This is a genomic window from Paenibacillus sp. FSL H8-0457 (assembly GCF_038051935.1).
GTDB lineage: Bacteria > Bacillota > Bacilli > Paenibacillales > Paenibacillaceae > Paenibacillus_AQ > Paenibacillus_AQ lautus_A.
On the sequence record NZ_CP150293.1, the window covers coordinates 3351343 to 3367231 of the forward strand.

18 protein-coding genes are annotated in these 15889 nt (G+C 50.2%); 9 read left to right on the plus strand and 9 right to left on the minus strand.

The window, feature by feature from the left end:
• Window positions 1-75: 75 nt before the first annotated feature.
• From MHI43_RS14915 to MHI43_RS14945, 7 genes are all read right to left on the minus strand, one after another.
• Window positions 76-1131, minus strand: a complete 1056-nt coding sequence (locus MHI43_RS14915; protein ID WP_200868616.1) for a hypothetical protein — start codon at window positions 1129-1131, stop codon at window positions 76-78.
• A complete protein-coding gene (locus tag MHI43_RS14920) occupies window positions 1121-1696 on the minus strand; it encodes a sigma-70 family RNA polymerase sigma factor (protein ID WP_015735155.1) in 576 nt (191 codons plus the stop codon). Before MHI43_RS14920 ends, MHI43_RS14915 begins: the two co-directional genes overlap by 11 nt.
• 400 nt (window positions 1697-2096) lie before the next feature.
• Complete coding sequence (locus MHI43_RS14925) at window positions 2097-2279, minus strand: hypothetical protein (RefSeq protein ID WP_009590220.1); 183 nt, start codon at window positions 2277-2279, stop codon at window positions 2097-2099.
• 75 nt (window positions 2280-2354) lie between these two features.
• Window positions 2355-3158: a phosphonate ABC transporter, permease protein PhnE gene (gene phnE / locus MHI43_RS14930; RefSeq protein ID WP_036663115.1), complete on the minus strand. Its 804-nt coding sequence runs from the start codon at window positions 3156-3158 to the stop codon at window positions 2355-2357.
• The gene (gene phnE, locus MHI43_RS14935; RefSeq protein WP_015735158.1) at window positions 3155-3979 is read right to left on the minus strand and encodes a phosphonate ABC transporter, permease protein PhnE; all 825 of its coding nucleotides are present in this window, start codon (window positions 3977-3979) and stop codon (window positions 3155-3157) included. The genes phnE (MHI43_RS14930) and phnE (MHI43_RS14935) overlap by 4 nt, the downstream gene beginning before the upstream one ends.
• Window positions 3976-4749 (minus strand): phosphonate ABC transporter ATP-binding protein, encoded by a 774-nt coding sequence (gene phnC, locus MHI43_RS14940; RefSeq protein WP_015735159.1) that lies wholly within the window; start codon window positions 4747-4749, stop codon window positions 3976-3978. Before phnC ends, phnE (MHI43_RS14935) begins: the two co-directional genes overlap by 4 nt.
• Window positions 4750-4769: 20 nt before the next feature.
• A complete protein-coding gene (locus MHI43_RS14945) occupies window positions 4770-5747 on the minus strand; it encodes a phosphate/phosphite/phosphonate ABC transporter substrate-binding protein (protein WP_036663624.1) in 978 nt (325 codons plus the stop codon).
• A 189-nt stretch (window positions 5748-5936) separates the two neighbouring features.
• On the opposite strand from MHI43_RS14945, the gene MHI43_RS14950 reads away from it, so the two are divergent.
• The 4 genes from MHI43_RS14950 to yedF all read left to right on the plus strand — a co-directional run bounded on the left by MHI43_RS14950 (window position 5937) and on the right by yedF (window position 9787).
• Window positions 5937-7559: a bifunctional metallophosphatase/5'-nucleotidase gene (locus MHI43_RS14950; protein ID WP_036663112.1), complete on the plus strand. Its 1623-nt coding sequence runs from the start codon at window positions 5937-5939 to the stop codon at window positions 7557-7559.
• A gap of 134 nt (window positions 7560-7693) precedes the next feature.
• Window positions 7694-8194, plus strand: coding sequence for a DinB family protein (locus tag MHI43_RS14955; protein WP_036663110.1), 501 nt, complete (start codon window positions 7694-7696; stop codon window positions 8192-8194).
• 167 nt (window positions 8195-8361) lie between these two features.
• A complete protein-coding gene (yedE, locus tag MHI43_RS14960; protein ID WP_036663623.1) occupies window positions 8362-9570 on the plus strand; it encodes a selenium metabolism membrane protein YedE/FdhT in 1209 nt (402 codons plus the stop codon).
• Window positions 9560-9787 carry a sulfurtransferase-like selenium metabolism protein YedF gene (gene yedF / locus MHI43_RS14965; protein WP_015735163.1) on the plus strand — a complete coding sequence of 76 codons (228 nt, stop codon included), beginning with the start codon at window positions 9560-9562 and terminating at the stop codon, window positions 9785-9787. The genes yedE and yedF overlap by 11 nt, the downstream gene beginning before the upstream one ends.
• Before the next feature lie 175 nt (window positions 9788-9962).
• Here yedF and MHI43_RS14970 read toward each other — a convergent pair whose 3' ends face one another.
• Together MHI43_RS14970 and MHI43_RS14975 are read right to left on the minus strand one after the other, a co-directional pair.
• Entirely contained in the window at window positions 9963-10898 is a 936-nt protein-coding gene (locus tag MHI43_RS14970; protein ID WP_036663109.1) for a tyrosine-type recombinase/integrase, read from the minus strand.
• A gap of 245 nt (window positions 10899-11143) precedes the next feature.
• Window positions 11144-12268, minus strand: a complete 1125-nt coding sequence (locus MHI43_RS14975) for a DUF4261 domain-containing protein (RefSeq protein ID WP_036663106.1) — start codon at window positions 12266-12268, stop codon at window positions 11144-11146.
• Window positions 12269-12483: 215 nt separating this feature from the next.
• Between MHI43_RS14975 and MHI43_RS14980 the strand changes: the two genes are divergently transcribed.
• The 5 genes from MHI43_RS14980 to MHI43_RS15000 all read left to right on the plus strand — a co-directional run bounded on the left by MHI43_RS14980 (window position 12484) and on the right by MHI43_RS15000 (window position 15888).
• Window positions 12484-12966 (plus strand): GNAT family N-acetyltransferase, encoded by a 483-nt coding sequence (locus tag MHI43_RS14980; protein WP_036663105.1) that lies wholly within the window; start codon window positions 12484-12486, stop codon window positions 12964-12966.
• A gap of 80 nt (window positions 12967-13046) precedes the next feature.
• A complete protein-coding gene (locus tag MHI43_RS14985) occupies window positions 13047-13439 on the plus strand; it encodes a VOC family protein (protein ID WP_036663104.1) in 393 nt (130 codons plus the stop codon).
• A gap of 10 nt (window positions 13440-13449) precedes the next feature.
• Window positions 13450-13875, plus strand: coding sequence for a GNAT family N-acetyltransferase (locus tag MHI43_RS14990; RefSeq protein ID WP_036663621.1), 426 nt, complete (start codon window positions 13450-13452; stop codon window positions 13873-13875).
• A gap of 63 nt (window positions 13876-13938) precedes the next feature.
• On the plus strand, window positions 13939-14535 hold the full coding sequence (locus MHI43_RS14995; RefSeq protein ID WP_036663100.1) for an AAA family ATPase: 597 nt from the start codon (window positions 13939-13941) through the stop codon (window positions 14533-14535).
• Window positions 14536-14916: 381 nt separating this feature from the next.
• A complete protein-coding gene (locus tag MHI43_RS15000; RefSeq protein ID WP_036663099.1) occupies window positions 14917-15888 on the plus strand; it encodes a zinc ABC transporter substrate-binding protein in 972 nt (323 codons plus the stop codon).
• The last annotated feature ends 1 nt before the right edge of the window (window position 15889 follow it).

Below are 15889 nucleotides of genomic sequence, written 5' to 3' on the forward strand. Positions count from 1 at the left end.
TGTATAGAATGTATTCAAATGAAAAAGCCGGGTTTTCCTTCATGAAGGAATCCGGCTTTTTGTTGGATCAATAAGTTATTTCTTTGAAGGCGTTACCGTTTTGTATTCGATAACTTGCAATACTTTCGGTTCAATAGCTTTTAACATTTGATCATTTGAAAGGTTGTTGGCAGGAAGTTCGCCATTCGCTTCACTTTGGATTTGCAAGTCAACCTGTGATTGTGCAATGACATCCACAACCTGCTGCTTCGAGACATTTTTGGATGCTGCAATCTCCACTACGGATTTACCTTTAGCTAATTCTTGCTTTAGTTCAATCGGGCTCATGTTTAGTAAGGAAAAAAGTTTGTCGTCATTCAAAAAGGCATCTGCAAAATAATCAGGCTTGCCATTCGTAGTGAAGAAACCTTGTACTTTATTGTCTGAGGACGACGTTTCACCTCCAATCAGCGAAAGACTGATGGAATGGTCCTGAACCAGTACCTGGTAGAAGGGGGCTGTTGATCCCTTTTGGATGTAATTCAGCATCAACGTTTTCTGATCCGGGTTCTCCATTGGCTCCATAGCAAACTCGTACGCTTCGATGCTGCCGTATAATGCAATGATCAGATGATCGACCTTCGACTTGATTTCCTGTTCGGTTAAAGCCGTCAGCGGCTTCTCCTTAGGCTCCCAATTCTCTTGAATCACGTGTTCGATCTCACCCGTCATACTGTTGGTATGAAGGGTAATCTTTTTGCCGGTTCCTCCTTTTTCCTGAAGGATGATGCTGGTTTGGACACCTTGAACGGTGCTTGCATCGATGATCTCAAACTTTTTGGTTTCGGGAAATGCGCGGTACAGCTTCTCAAGGGTAGCTTTGCCAATCTCATCCGTCTTGACTTGTTCAGCCGTCATCGGCGTTCTGGTCAGCATATCAATCAGGGTAGGTGCAGCAAATGCTGCGGTTGGAATCAAAATCGCCGTTGCTATTATTCCAGCTATAAAACGTTTTTTCATGGTTTTTCCGCTCCTTTGTCTTTGCAAATATTGTGTATAGGATTGCTCGATTCGGTTGCTAATGGCTTGAGGGCAATCCATCGTTTCTGCTTCTTTGCGCAGATGCTCTCGGATTTTGCGTTCAATAGTCATTGATCTTTTCCATCCTTTCCGGGGGGAGATTCCATATGTTTTTTCGAAGCGCCTGGATGCCCGCATGATATCTGGACTTGACGGTACCCAGCGGAATATCGAGTAGGGTCGCAATCTCCTCCAGCGTATAGTCGTGAAAAAAGCGGAGGATAATGACCGTTCGCTGTTTATCCGTCAGTTTGTGGATGGCCTGCGATATCATTTGGTTCGTCCCGTCCATTAACACCGAAGGTTGATCCCAATGCGACTCTTCCCGGGCGAAGTCACGAATGCGCTCGAAAATTCGGAATCTCCGCCAGCGCTTGACTCGAAATCTTTGCACTTGACGGATGACGAGGCCATGCAGCCAGAAATGGAAAGGTCGGTTCGTATCGTAATTGGCCAGCGACGTCCACATTTGCATATAAATCTCATTCATGACATCTTCCCGGTCCTGCGCATGATCCACCAGAAAGGAAACGGTCCGGTAGACATCCTGATAGGTGGCATCATACATCGCATGAAATGCCTGTTGATCACCGTCTTTCATTTGTTTGAGTAATTGGAACATATATTCACTTTGCATTCAGAGGGCCCTCCTGGGTATGCAGCTTACACCCTATATTGTCTCTCTATCGAAAAAAGGTTCGGGTTCTTGATTATTTTTTCTTAAACGTACGCTACGTTACTTTGAGTTTCAAAGGCGATGTAAGGTGGAGGAATTAACATTGGTTGATAAAATGATGACTCGGCAGTCTCTATTATAGAAGCGCTGGATATGAATTTACTATGGAATACGTGGAAAAGTAGACGGTACTCGATTTGTGGGTCAACAAGGAATAACTTAAAAACCTCGTATCCTTCACGGATACGAGGTTTTTTAATCATGGAGGGGATATGAAGATCCATGCCAATCAAAATCAATGGTGTGACATTGTTATTGGCAAGATCATAACAGTTCTCGAATATAAGAGGGAGGTTGCACGTTAATGGTGAATGTCGCACTTGTTCATGATGAAGGAGATTTGATTCTCCAATCGGTTCAATCGTTCCTGCGTTTCCGAGTCTCCAGTGCCTTGTCCTCGCAACGCAGCAAGCTCTTGCTTAAGTTGATGGAGATCGTCGCCGGCTTTGGAGCAGTCGTAGTCGCTTTCCAAGTTGTCGAGCATTAGGGTTCCTCCTAGGTTCAAATATGTTGTTCTTCCCTAGTATGGAGGATGCTTCCAAAGTTATTCACGGTTTGGTTATACCAGCTTTTTCCGGAGCGATCCCGAAATGAAATCGACCACGGTGATCATCACGATGATGCCGAGCAAAATGATGCCGACGCGGTCCCAGTTCCGTGAGCTCAGCGCAAAAATGAGCGGTGTGCCGATGCCGCCTGCACCGATGACCCCGAGGATGGTGGCGGAGCGAAGGTTAATCTCGAAACGGTAAAGGATATACGAGAGAAAACCCGGAAGCACCTGCGGCAGTACGGCGAATCGCACCATTTGGAGCCGCGTCGCCCCCGCGGCGATCAGTGCCTCGGTCGGACCCGTATCAATCTGCTCCACCTCTTCGGAGAACAGCTTGCCTAGCATGCCGACGGAATGCAGGCCTAATGCGAGTACGCCGGCAAAAGATCCGGGCCCGACCGCCTTGATAAACAGCAGCGCCATCACGATTTCGGGAAAAACGCGGATTAAGCTGAGCAGCGTTTTGCCGGAGCCGGAAGCGAATACCGTCCGGCTCATGTTAGCTGCGGCCCAGAAAGCGAACGGGATGCAGATAAAAGCCGAGATGACCGTCCCCAATATGGAAATGGCCAGCGTATCGAGCAAGCCCCGAAGCAGATCTTCTCCGCCTGGCAGGTAGACAAAATCCCAATCCGGCGAAAACAAACCGGAGAATATGGCCTTCGTCACCTGCCCGGCGGTCTCCTTGACTCCGGAGAACGGAATGCCCGCGAAGGCCCAGATATAAACAACGGCAAGCAGGGCGTAGATCAGCCAGCGAAGGCGGCTTTTTTTCGGTTGGGGAACGACGTCGTTCCATGATTTGCTCATATCCATTTCTCCCGCAATTTCGTACTAAGGTAATCGATCATCAGGACCACGATCAGGGTGAAGATGATGATCATGCATGTTTTGTCATATTCGAAGAAGCCGAGCGTCACTTCATAATAATGACCGATGCCGCCGGCCCCCACCAAACCGAGTACGGCAGCGGCCCGAACGTTGATTTCGAACGTGTACAAGGTGAAGGAAGCGAAATGCGCCCGAATTTGCGGGACGACGCCATACACGATCAACTGTGCCAGATTTGCACCGACTGCAGTCATGGCCTCCAGAGGACCGGGATCTATCGCTTCCAGCGCTTCATAGGTGAGCTTCGCGATCAAACCCAGCGAAAAGACGGATAGGGCAAAGATCCCCGGCAGTGGACCGAGTCCCAGTATCGCGACAAAAAAAGCGGCGAGCAGCAGGTCCGGAATCGTACGGACCAAGTTCAGCAAAAAGCGGACCGGATAAGTGATCCAGCGGCTCTTGATCAGATTGCCTGCACATAGGAGCGCCACTGGAACCGCCAAAAAGGCGCCAAGCGTGGTCCCGATCAGCGCCATGCGTATCGTCTCCAGCATCGCCTGCCAGATGTTGTCGAGATAGCTCCATCTCGGCGGGAACATTTCCCGCAGCAGGTCGAGCATGTTCGGCAGACCTTCCACAAGCTCCTTGAAGGTAGCATCCGTCTGAAGCGAACTGCTCCATACCAGAATCAGCAGGAAAGCCGCCGTTAAGTAATGCTTTAGTTTGCCCGGCGGTTTCGGGCGGAGCAGGGGAGACTGCCCCGGTTGCTCGAATGGGGCCGTGTCGAGTTCCATCTTCATACCGCCGTTTCCTCCCATATTCCATCCTTGCCGAATGGCCGTCCGTATATTTCCGTAAATCGCTCGTCCGTCGCGTCCGACACGGGTCCGTCAAAAACAATCTCTCCGGCGCGCATTCCGATAATCCTCGTAGCGTACTGCCTGGCCAAATCGATCGAATGAAGATTCACGATGGTCGTAATATCGGATTCCGCGTTAATCCGTTTCAGATCATCCATGACCTGCTTTGTGGTCAAAGGATCCAGGGAAGCCACCGGCTCGTCCGCCAGAATGATCTTGGCCTCTTGCGCCAGCACGCGGGCGATTGCGACCCGCTGCTGCTGTCCGCCGGACAGCTCGTCCGCGCGGGCATACGCCTTTTGGACAATGCCTACCCGATCCAGCGCTTGAAAGGCCAAGTCCATATCGGGCTTGGGAAAACGGCCCAATAGGGTGCGCAGGGTGGAATGGTAGCCGACGCGTCCGGCCAGCACATTGCGAAGCACGGAAGAGCGCTTCACCAGGTTGAAGCTCTGAAAGATCATCCCGATATCCCGGCGGATGCGGCGCAGTTCTTTGCCCCTGGCCGATGTAATCGATTGGCCGCCGATCACGATTTCTCCCTCTGTAATGTCATGAAGCCGATTCATCGACCGCAGCAGGGTCGACTTACCGGCACCGGACAACCCGACGATCGCCACGAACTCGCCGCGGCCGATCGTCAGATTTATATGATGTAATCCCTTGGTTCCATTAGCGTATGTTTTTGAAACATTGCGAATTTCAATCATGGCCTTCAGTCCCTTATCTTTTACTCGGTCTTTACCTTTTCGCCATATTCCCGGACAATCTCAAATTGAGTGTCGTCCGATTTGATATAACCTTCATGCGTATAAATTTCGGAAATGATTTTGTGGCCTTCCTCGTCTTGGCCGATCTCGATAAACGCGTTTTGCAGCTTCTCCACCCATTCCGGGTTCATATCGGAACGCACGCTGATCGTATCGTTCGGAATCTTCTCGGTATAGGTCAGAACGCGCGTATCTTCAAACACGGTCGGGTAATCCCCCTTGACGACATTGCGGGCATCCTGGAAGATGGCTGCCGCATCGACATCGCCGTTCAGCACGGCAAGGACTGCCTGGTCATGACCTTTGACCGTAACCGGCTGGACATCCTTCAGCGGATCTATTCCGTTATCCATCAAGACCGCAGCCGGCCATACATAGCCGGCAGAAGAAGAGACGTTCTGGTAGGCGATTTTCTTTCCCTTCAAATCAGCCACGGATTGGATGGCAGCGTCTTTTTTCACGATCAGCATCGCCTTATAAAAATCAACAAGCTCTTCCGTCGGTTCGCCGGTTTCATCCTTGACGCCGAAACGCTGGGCCTGAAGAATGACTTCGGAAGCGCCTTTCTCCTTGGCTAATACATAGGCGGTGGGCGGCAGGAAGCCGACGTCCACTTTCTTGGATGCCATTGCTTCTACGATGGTGTTATAGTCGGTCGATACGCTGACATCTACCGGGATGCCGACTTTATCGGACAACAGCTTCTCTAGCGGTTTAGCTTTGGCCTCAAGCGTGTCCGCATTCTGGGAAGGGACGAATTGCACCGTCAGTTTTTCCGGGACGTATCTGGTCGGTTCCGTCGCTGGGCTGCTGTCCGCATTCGTGCCTTGCGATTTCTCCTGGCTCGCGTTGGCAGCGGCTTTGCCGCCAGTGTCGGCATTCCCTCCGCATCCGCTGAGGACAGCGACGGATAAGAGCAGGGGCATCGTGAATTTCATCCATTTTTTCAAAGCAATGACCTCCGTTTTTTAGATAACGTATTTTGTCTTACCTGCTTCACTATAAGGACGGAGTGTTAATGGTCTGTCAATAATTTGATAACTCTTTGTAAAGTTTTGGAATTTTAATATAAAGCTGCATCTCGGTTGATAGAATAGCAAGGAGAAGGTAAGAACAGGAGGGATGGCATGAAATCGACGATCACAAGAACGATCGCCGTGCTGGCTACTAGCGACCTGCATGGGCATCTGTATCCAACCGATTACCGAACCCGGGACGAACGGGATATCGGACTCGGCAAGCTGGCGTCCCTGATTCGTGATGAACGGCGCAGACATCCGGACTTGCTGCTGATTGATAACGGAGATGTGATTCAGGGATCCCCGCTGGCTGCCTATGCATTAAAAAACAATGCCGAAATACACCCCATGATTGCGGCTATGAATGGACTGGGTTATGATGCGGCGGTGCTGGGAAACCACGAATTCAATTATGGTATGGGGACCGTGGACAACGTCGTGCAAAGTTCCGTGTTCCCTTGGCTGTCAGCAGGCATCCGGCTGCAGGGCAGCAAGAAGCCGGCTTTCGGACAGCCTTACCTGATCAAGGATCTGAACGGCATCAAGGTTGCGGTTCTAGGCGTGACGACGCACTATATTCCGAAATGGGAGAACCCGTTTCATATTCATGGTCTTGAATTCCATGATGCGTTGGAAACCGTCAAGGAATGGGTGCCGCGCATCCGAAGGGAAGAGCGGCCCGATGTGATGGTTGTGGCATACCACGGCGGATTCGAGCGTGATATGGTGACGGGGGAGCCGACGGAAAATCTGACGGGAGAAAATCAGGCCTATGCGATGTGTGCTGAGGTAGAGGGCATCGATGTGCTGATCACCGGGCACCAGCATCGCCTGCTGGATACGTTTTTGCATGGGGTGGCGGTCGTTCAGCCCGGCTGCAACGGCCAGGCTATCGGGAAGATCAGCGTTGATCTCGTTCGGGAACAAGAACGCTGGGTCATCGTGGAGAAACGAGCCGAGCTGCTGCGACCGGAGCACGGGACGGCGGCCGATAAGAACGTGCTTTCTTCCAGCGGGGACCTCGAAGACCGGACTCAGGCATGGCTCAACGAATCGATTGGACGCGTTCACGGCAATATGAGCCTGAGCGATCCGGCAGCCTGCCGGCTTGCGGAGCATCCTTTTATCGAGTTCATTCATCGCGTGCAGCTTGAATTCGCGGGGGTTAACGTTTCCTGCGCGGCTTTACTAAGCGAATCTTCCAAGGGCTTCGGAGAGATCATTACGAGGCGGGATATCCTTACGAACTTCATGTTTCCGAATACCTTGGTCGTGCTGCGCCTGACCGGTAAAGACATCCGGGCCGCGCTGGAGCAGACGGCCTGCTATTTCGTGGTCGGCCCGAACGGGAGCCCTGCCGTAAATCCGGCATATTTGGAGCCGAAACCCCAGCATTATAACTATGACATGTGGGAAGGCATTGAATATACGCTAAACATTGCAGAGCCCCCGGGATCCAGGGTGATCAAGCTGAAATACAACGGAGTGGACCTCCCGGACGAGAAGGAGCTGGATGTGGTCATGAACAGCTACCGGGCTAGCGGAGGAGGAGACTACATCATGTTCTGGGGCAAGAGAGTGATTCGCGAGATTCTCATCGATACCGCAGAGTTAGTGGAGGAGTATATATCAGGACGTGGGTTCATAACGGCTTCATGCAATCACAATTGGAAAGTGGTCGTCGAAGCCAATGCCCCGCTTCCAAAGATCGCAAATAAAATCTTGTATTGATGACAATACTTGTCACTATTAGCGATTATGATTGGATTGAGCACGTCATCCGGCTTCCTCTCTCGGGGGGAAGGGAACGTGTAGCCGATTTTACCAATCAGAGAACGAGTTTCTCAAGGAGGGATGGGGTTATCATGTATAGAACCGTTGCCGATTTCATCACGGAATGGAAGAACGAAGCCGCTCTAACGCAAAGGATTTTAGACAGTTTGACGGATGAATCCTTACAGCAGCAAGTATATCCTGAAGGGAGGACGCTCGGAAGGATTGCATGGCACTTCGTAACGAATATTCCTGAATATTTGTCTGAATTTGGCCTTGTCATCGAGCAGGTACCAAATTCAGCAGAAGTACCCGCGGCGAAGCAAATCGCGGAGACGTTTAAGCTTCTAAGTTCTGACGCAGAAAAAGCAGTTGAAGAACAATGGACGGATGAGACGTTAACGCAGGTTCAGAATGCTTTCGGTCGTCAGGAATCCAATGCTACCATCTTCATGGGATTGATCAAGCATATTGTCCACCATCGGGGACAGGTTACCGTTCTGATGCGACAAGCGGGATTGAATATTCCGGCGGTATATGGTCCTTCAAAGGAAGGGTGGATACAAATGGGAGTGGAACACCCGCCACTGTGAACAAGTATGTGCAATCAAGTGTTTGCAAGCAAATGAAGTCGCGAAATTCGCGGCTTTTTTTGTTGAATCTTTCCCTCACGCAGCGTGGATTTTGTAGTAAAATGAAATTTGTGGGTTTTATGATAGATCAGGATCGTGAATTTTGGGTAGAGGAGTTATTGAGCAAGGTGAAAAAATTATATTCAACATGGTTCGGGAACTACTGGAGCCCCTATCTGGTAATGGCTCTGGCCGGTATTCTCAGCGCAGTCTATTTCGGAATCACCCATACGGTTTGGGCCGTAACCGGTGAGTTCACCCGTCTGGGCGGGCATCTTCTGGAATTCGTGGGGGTGGATGTTTCCGGCTGGGCGTACTTCGACCTCGTCCATATGAACGGCACGACCTGGACGCGGACCGACGGCTGGATTGTCTGGGGCATGTTTATCGGAGCCCTGATTACGATTCTGCTAAGCGGTAATTTCAAGATCCGCATGCCGAGACAGAAGCGGCGGTATGTACAGGGGTTTGCCGGAGGCATTATCGCGGGTTTCGGAGCCCGACTGGCCCTAGGCTGCAACCTCGCGGCCTTTTTTACCGGTGTGCCTCAGTTCTCGCTCCATGCCTGGATCTTCATCGTGGCTACGGGGGCAGGCACTTTCCTTGGCGCCAAGCTGGTCAACACAAGATGGTGGAAAGGCAAGCCCGTGCTGAAAAAGGGAGGCAGCCTGCCGAGCGTTAAACAGGGTAAAAACCGGCAACCGCTCTTTGGGGTTGTACTCGGTCTGGCTTACCTCGCGCTGATTGTCTGCTTCTATGCAACGGGCCGAACCATGCTAGGTACCGCTGCCCTGTTCGGAGCGGCATTCGGCATCCTGATTGAACGAGGGCAGATCTGTTTCACTTCCGCATTTCGTGATCTGTGGATCAGCGGCCGGGCCACGATGACCAAAGCGATTGCTCTGGGCATGGCCGTCAGTTCCGTCGCTACGCTGGCCATTATTCTTATGTACGGATTAGAGCCGATTACGAAAATTGCCGCTCCCAGCACCTTGATCGGCGGACTCCTGTTCGGTCTGGGCATCGTCATGGCCGGCGGCTGTGAAACCGGCATGATGTACCGTTTGATGGAAGGACAGGTTGTCTTCTTGCCTGTGTTTGTCGGGAACATTGTAGGAGCTACCGCATTAGCATACGCCTGGGATCACATGGGGGTATACAAACTGCTTGTGAAGAGCGGCTCGCCTGTCAACCTGATCACCGCCATGGGTCCGGCGGCTGCATTAATGGTTACACTGCTCGTACTCGGGGTCGGATTCGCTGTCGCCGCGTACTGGCAAAAAAACTACCGCTTCGGCGTAGGATTCAAGAAAGGGGATGCAACCCATGTCCGTTGATTTTACACTGGATCTCCGGGGGGAATCTTGTCCTTACCCGGTCATCTATACACTCGAAACGCTGCGTGATATGAAAAAAGGACAAACGCTTCAGGTCATTTCGGACTGTCCGTCCGCGTTTCGGAACGTGCCGGAGGAAGTCGTCAAGCACGGCTACACCATGGCACAGGAACCGGTCAAAAACGGCCAGGAGTTCAGCCTGTTCATTCAGGCGTAACAGGATCATCCTATTTGCAGAAAAGTCCCCTTGTGAAAGGGGGCTTTTTCGCGTGAATGGGGGTCTGGGGATTCGTCACTTCCGTTGTCAACATCGTTGCTGCTGTTTTCACATGCAGAAAGAACATGAGCGGTGACCCCGTCACAGGAAGAGTCATTGCAAACCGTATCCTTCGTTACGGCTTGGATGAGAAGAGAAGGGGGATCGCCGGCCGGATTTTGTTCATGGCGCGTTCTTTTGTCTCATCCAGCACATGGGTATAAATCTGCGTGGTGGATATATCTTCGTGTCCGAGGAGCTCCTGCACAGCACGCAGATCAGCACCGTTACGCAGCAGCTCGGTGGCAAAGGAGTGTCTTAACTTATGTGCGGATAGAGATTGCCCGGATAACTGCGGAAACTGCTCGGTCATTGCCGCAAACGTCTTCTCGGCTATCGTCTGCACCATGCGTTTACTGATTCTGCGCCGAAACTGCGATACGAAGAAGGCGTTATCCTTTGAACTTCTGGGAACCATCCGCTCTTCCAGGTACATTTGCAGCAGCTTGTTCAATTCGGCAGGGAGGGGGATGTATCTCCATTTATTGCCTTTACCCAGCACTCCGATGCTGGAGTTCTCCATATCAACGTCCGTTACATTCAGCTTTACGATCTCGCTAACCCGAAGACCCGCATAAGCCATGAGCGCAATGATGGTCACGTCGCGGATTCTATATCTTCCTTCAATTCCATTCAGACAAGCATCCAGAATCGGCTTTTGAAGATAGGTAGGCTGACGGTTCTTCTCCACCTTGGCTTTTTCGATATCCATGGCAGGATTGGTGCTCGCCAATTTGAAACGGATCATGACTTTATAGAAGAGACGGATGGCGGACTGGCACCGATTTCGATATCGCGCGCCGGCACCGCTTTCCCGCACCTGCGTCAGATAATACATCACATCAATGTCCGTGACTTCCGTGATGGATTTCCCCTCAAGGCTGTACAGGAAGTGCTTGATATCATGAAGATAGGCCTGTTGTGTATCCTTGGCGTATTCGCGATCCTTCATATAGGAGAGAAACAGCTTCATTTCCCGGTCATAGTGCTCAAAAACTTCGGTATAGTTCATCGCTTCACACCCGTCCAATCGTTTAAAACAGAAATTGCATTAAATATAGATTTAATGCAATTTCTATTATAGCAAAATCGAGCAATTTGGCAAAATGATAGCGGCCGCCCAGCGTATGCCAGTTTCAAATTCCGTCAATGGAGTGGATGCCATTAACAAAGTCGTAGTCGTGGGAAAATATAAAAAGCACGCCAAGTCCATATCGATGGCTAGGCGTGCTTTGTCGGAGAGTTGATTCGATAAATTCAGTACTTGATTTTAAGAGTGTCATCAGGAAGATACACGCCCTCGGAGCGGGTAATCGGAAGTTTCTGTTCCGCGGAGAAGCCGATGGTTTCCCCGTCCCTTAGCGTGACGTCCTGCTCCACGATGTATAAAGCAATGTCCATCAGGAATTCACGGAGCTCGGCAGGGGTCACCTGGCTGTCCAGCACCTCGATCTCATCCTTGCCGAAGGCTCTGAGCCCATAGGTATATCCGTTGATTCCGGTTTCGGTGCCAACTAAACCAAAATATACGAGATTTAACAGGGGAAACAGATCTTCGGTCTTCATCGTTTCGGTCATATCGATATAGAACTCAGGCTGAAATACGGTGCCGGACGAGTAGAGCCCGACGGTATTCGGCAGCTTCAGGCAGCTGGCCGCCAGTTTGGCGTACACTTTTCCGCTATCCAGCGGAGACGCGGAGCGCTTAAGCACGGCCAGAATAAGCTGGGCGACATGGGTTTGGGTGACCTCGGCGGCCTCGGGCCACAGGTAGTTCCCTTGAGCGTAATGCTCGGCCTCGCCATCCGGCACCGGGGCATTGATGAAGCTGACTGCAATCATGCAGCCCTCCGCCTCAAAGACCAGCATTCCTTCCTTCTCCTCTTCGGCGCTGCCGTCTTTCGGGGAGCAGGAGATGCTCCAATCGCGCAGAAGATTGGCTTTGATCTGCTCCAAATCGCATTCTGGCGAGTTCAACAGAACGAAGCCGTTGAATATGCCGGATGACGTTTGGTTGTCTGCCGCGTCATCCTCTGGATTCTCCGCCGATTCATACTGCGCCGCCTGCTGCATCCAATACTCCCGGATCATATTGACCATGGATATCGCTTCCTCCTCCGCGGTGGCAGGATGATAAGGCTGCATCTCACTGAATACATGACCGCAATGCTCGATGTCCGAGGCATGTTCGTAACCGCCGCACACGCCAACCAGCCATTTACCAAGCATGGACTTCTTATATTTGAATATGTAGTGATGCATGTCATGGAGATTGAATTCTCCGGCTAATTCGATTTTGCTGGGCTTATGTCCAAGCTCTCGTTCATTTGCCAGCCATTCGATCATGGCTCGCTTGGCCGCTTGCTGTTGGACTGTCGTCATGGGTTTCTCTCCTTAACTATGTGTGATATATTAACTGTTATATTTTACAAGCTATTGAATGGCTCGGCAATAGATGGAAATTGCTAGTCTATGACCAGAAGATGGTATGACCATTGCCGTCTTCACATATAACTGGCAGGATGGTTACATAGAATGTGGAAGAGAGTGTTTCGTTAAAATTAAAAAATGGCTGAGATGGCATGAGAGGTGAGAATGTGAAACTTGCAAGGATTTCATATGAACAGAAGAGCGTATTGCGCAGCCTCATGGAGTTATATCAATACGATATGAGTCCGTATGAGGATGACAGCGATAATGACGTTAACGAGTACGGTCTTTACGATTATAAGTATGTAGACCATTACTGGACCGAAGAGGGACGCCACCCTTACTTTGTCAAAGTATCCGGGAAGCTTGCCGGATTTGTGTTGGTGAGGGAAATCGAAGCATCAGATCTTTCAGCTCCCGGTTACTCCTTGGCAGAATTTTTTATTCTTAAGAAATACCGCAAGCAGGGTATCGGCAAACAGGCGGCATTCCAAGTATTCGAATGGTTCAGGGGGAAGTGGAGCATCGCCTGGCTGGAAAAAAATCTGCCGGCGCAAAACTTCTGGACAACGATCATCTCGGAATATAAGGCGGGCGAATTTTCGGAAACCACGTATGCAGGCAACCCTGCCATCGAATTTTATTCTTAGCATTCAGCACTTACGAAAAGTTCTTGTTAAGCGAGTCGGACGATTGTATTATGGAAGGAAAAGTAGCCGGAGATGATCTTATGAGCAGGATTCAATTCTCAGTTCAAGTTCGATTGGTATCCGATCTTTCCCGATCCAAGCAGTTTTATGAAGAGGTGCTCGGTTGTGAAGTGAACGATGTTTGGGCGGTCAGGGATGATTTTGCGCTCGGTTTCAAACTGATTCAGGCGGTAACGATGACGGACGTTAACCCGAATCCGCCAGGCCAGGATCAACAGACGCCTTGGGATACATACGCCTATGTGGATACGCACCGCGAATTAGACGAGTTGTATGAAGAACTAACCTCTCGCGGGGCAGAAGTGGTACAAGAGCCTGTGCTCATGGAAGCAGACTGGGGCGTGTGGAAGGATTTTGCGATCAAGGATCCGGACAATTATGTGATTGCATTTGGCTCCGGTAAAAGGAACTGACGGTGTGATGATGGACATCGATCTGAAGCGGATTTTGATAAGCAGCGACCCTTCCCTCCTGGATATGGACGCCATTGTACATTTTTTGCGTCAAAGCTATTGGGCTAACGAACGCTCCGATGAAAAAATTAAGAAATCGCTAGAGGGCTCAACATGTTTTGGCGCCTATATCGACAACCGGCAGATCGGATTTGCCAGGGTCGTGACCGACGACGCAACCGTGTATTGGTTATGCGATGTATTTGTGGATGAGTCTTATCGTGGGCATGGCATAGGAAAGAAGTTAATCGAAACGATTACCACCAGCGATGACTACCGAAATTTATTCGGCATCTTGTCGACGCGGGATGCTCATGGTCTATACGAACAATATGGATTTGTCCGTGATCACGGAAAAACATTGACTCGATTGCCGGACTTTCTGAGAAAAGCATAATTTTACATAAGAGACGACATTTGATACAAGCAAAACCCTGATAAGGAAGGGGTTCTTTCATCTATGATTATTTGGGTGAACGGCGCATTCGGCTCGGGGAAAACCCAGGCTGCGCATGAGCTGCAGCGAAGAATACCGAACTCGTGCGTGTACGATCCGGAAAATGCAGGTTATTTCATTCGCGATAATCTTCCGAAGGATGCCACACGCGATGATTTTCAGCATTATCCGATGTGGAGGGAGTTTAACTACTCCATGTTTAAGTATATGGACCAGGAATCCGATCAATTGATCATTGCTCCGATGACCATATCAAACGCGTCATATTTCGATGAAATCGTTGGGAACCTGAGACGGGATGGCGTTGTTGTCCGGCATTTCACGTTGTGTGCTTCCAAGGAAGTCCTGCTAAGACGATTGCGGAGCCGAGGGGAAGGTGCGAATTCGTGGGCAGCGCAGCAAATCGATCGGTGCATGAGCGGATTCTCGAATGAAGTGTTCCAGCGTCATATCGATACCGATCATCTGTCAATCGACGAGGTGGTAGAAACCATCGGTGCTTTGGCCGATGTGAAGCTATTGCCCGATAACCGCAGCAATAGCAGGAAGAAATTCGACCGTTTAAAAACCAAGTTTGCGCACATTCGGTTTTTTGGGTAACCCAAGGGTTGTGATTGATCAAACAATAGGAAAAGAAGACGATTTCTCTTGAAGAGAAGTCGTCTTTTTTTGTGCATTGAACATGAATGCAATCCTAGCCTATTAAAATATTTAAATATAGCTAAATATTTTGCCTATGCGAAAAATAGATCCAGATTGCTCGGATATTATGGATTAAATCAAGCTTTTTAAGGAAGTGGATTGAGATACCGAGTATACGAATTTATAAAATAACATTGACAAAAACCTAAAGATGGATTATTTTTTGTACATAGGAATTAAAGTTGCGTCAATGCAAAACAATTGGATGACGGCAGGACGAGGTTTTCATTTACATTAGAATGGTCGACTCATTATTTATTTGGAGTGGAGGAGAAGAAGATGAAGAACAAGAGGACTAGTAGAGGCAGGATATTCATGGGGGCAGCCATTCTGGGTTTGTTGCTGGTATTATCCGCATGCGCATCGGGAGAAGCGAAGCAGAGCGGAGCGGCAACCGAGCAGCAAGGCAAGAAAATACGCGTGGTAACCACCATTGGACAGATTGCGGAACCCATCTCCGTTATCGGAGGAGATCGGGTGGAGGTGCAGAGCTTGATGGGACCTGGCGTCGATCCGCATTTATATAATGCCACACAAGGCGATATCAAGAAGTTGGATAGCGGGGATGTTATTTTCTATAGCGGACTTCATTTGGAAGGCAATATGACGGAAATCTTCGAACAGATCGGAAAAAACAAACCCGTGCTGGCGATAGCGGACGCCATCCCGAAGGATCGGTTGCTTCAGGATGACACGCAGGCGACCGATCCCCACGTATGGTTTGATATCGATCTATGGAAGACCTCCTTGGACTCTGCAGTGGAAGAGCTAAAGTCGCTGTCTCCCGCCGATGCCGACTATTTTGAAGAGAACAAGCAGAAGTATTTTGCGCAATTGGATGAGCTGAAAGCGGAGGCGAAGGATAAGCTGGGGCAAATACCGGAAGAGCAGCGGGTCATGGTTACCGCTCATGATGCCTTTGGGTATTTCGGCCGTATGTATGGTCTGGAAGTCGTCGGCCTTCAAGGCCTGAGCACTGAGGATGAAATCGGCCTCTCGGATATTAACGGCACGATCGACCTACTGCTGGAACACAAGGTGCCTGCCGTGTTCGTCGAATCCAGCGTCAACCCGGCATCGATAAATGCCGTCATTGAAGGAGCTGCCAAGAAAGGGCTGGACATTAAGCTTGGAGGCGAGCTCTTCTCCGATGCCATGGGCGAGACGGGTACGACGGAAGGCACTTATATCGGAATGTACCGTCATAATGTCGAAACAATCTATCATGCGCTAACAGGAAGTGGTGAATAAG

What these genes read in the sequence shown, in the direction of transcription:
- MHI43_RS14915 (WP_200868616.1), bottom strand. Translation starts at nt 1,131, where the DNA reads ATGACTATTGAACGCAAAATCCGAGAGCATCTGCGCAAAGAAGCAGAA.
- MHI43_RS14920 (WP_015735155.1), bottom strand. Translation starts at nt 1,696, where the DNA reads ATGCAAAGTGAATATATGTTCCAATTACTCAAACAAATGAAAGACGGT.
- MHI43_RS14925 (WP_009590220.1), bottom strand. Translation starts at nt 2,279, where the DNA reads ATGCTCGACAACTTGGAAAGCGACTACGACTGCTCCAAAGCCGGCGAC.
- phnE (WP_036663115.1), bottom strand. Translation starts at nt 3,158, where the DNA reads ATGAGCAAATCATGGAACGACGTCGTTCCCCAACCGAAAAAAAGCCGC.
- phnE (WP_015735158.1), bottom strand. Translation starts at nt 3,979, where the DNA reads ATGAAGATGGAACTCGACACGGCCCCATTCGAGCAACCGGGGCAGTCT.
- phnC (WP_015735159.1), bottom strand. Translation starts at nt 4,749, where the DNA reads ATGATTGAAATTCGCAATGTTTCAAAAACATACGCTAATGGAACCAAG.
- MHI43_RS14945 (WP_036663624.1), bottom strand. Translation starts at nt 5,747, where the DNA reads ATGAAATTCACGATGCCCCTGCTCTTATCCGTCGCTGTCCTCAGCGGA.
- MHI43_RS14950 (WP_036663112.1), top strand. Translation starts at nt 5,937, where the DNA reads ATGAAATCGACGATCACAAGAACGATCGCCGTGCTGGCTACTAGCGAC.
- MHI43_RS14955 (WP_036663110.1), top strand. Translation starts at nt 7,694, where the DNA reads ATGTATAGAACCGTTGCCGATTTCATCACGGAATGGAAGAACGAAGCC.
- yedF (WP_015735163.1), top strand. Translation starts at nt 9,560, where the DNA reads ATGTCCGTTGATTTTACACTGGATCTCCGGGGGGAATCTTGTCCTTAC.
- MHI43_RS14970 (WP_036663109.1), bottom strand. Translation starts at nt 10,898, where the DNA reads ATGAACTATACCGAAGTTTTTGAGCACTATGACCGGGAAATGAAGCTG.
- MHI43_RS14975 (WP_036663106.1), bottom strand. Translation starts at nt 12,268, where the DNA reads ATGACGACAGTCCAACAGCAAGCGGCCAAGCGAGCCATGATCGAATGG.
- MHI43_RS14985 (WP_036663104.1), top strand. Translation starts at nt 13,047, where the DNA reads ATGAGCAGGATTCAATTCTCAGTTCAAGTTCGATTGGTATCCGATCTT.
- MHI43_RS14990 (WP_036663621.1), top strand. Translation starts at nt 13,450, where the DNA reads ATGGACATCGATCTGAAGCGGATTTTGATAAGCAGCGACCCTTCCCTC.
- MHI43_RS14995 (WP_036663100.1), top strand. Translation starts at nt 13,939, where the DNA reads ATGATTATTTGGGTGAACGGCGCATTCGGCTCGGGGAAAACCCAGGCT.
- MHI43_RS15000 (WP_036663099.1), top strand. Translation starts at nt 14,917, where the DNA reads ATGAAGAACAAGAGGACTAGTAGAGGCAGGATATTCATGGGGGCAGCC.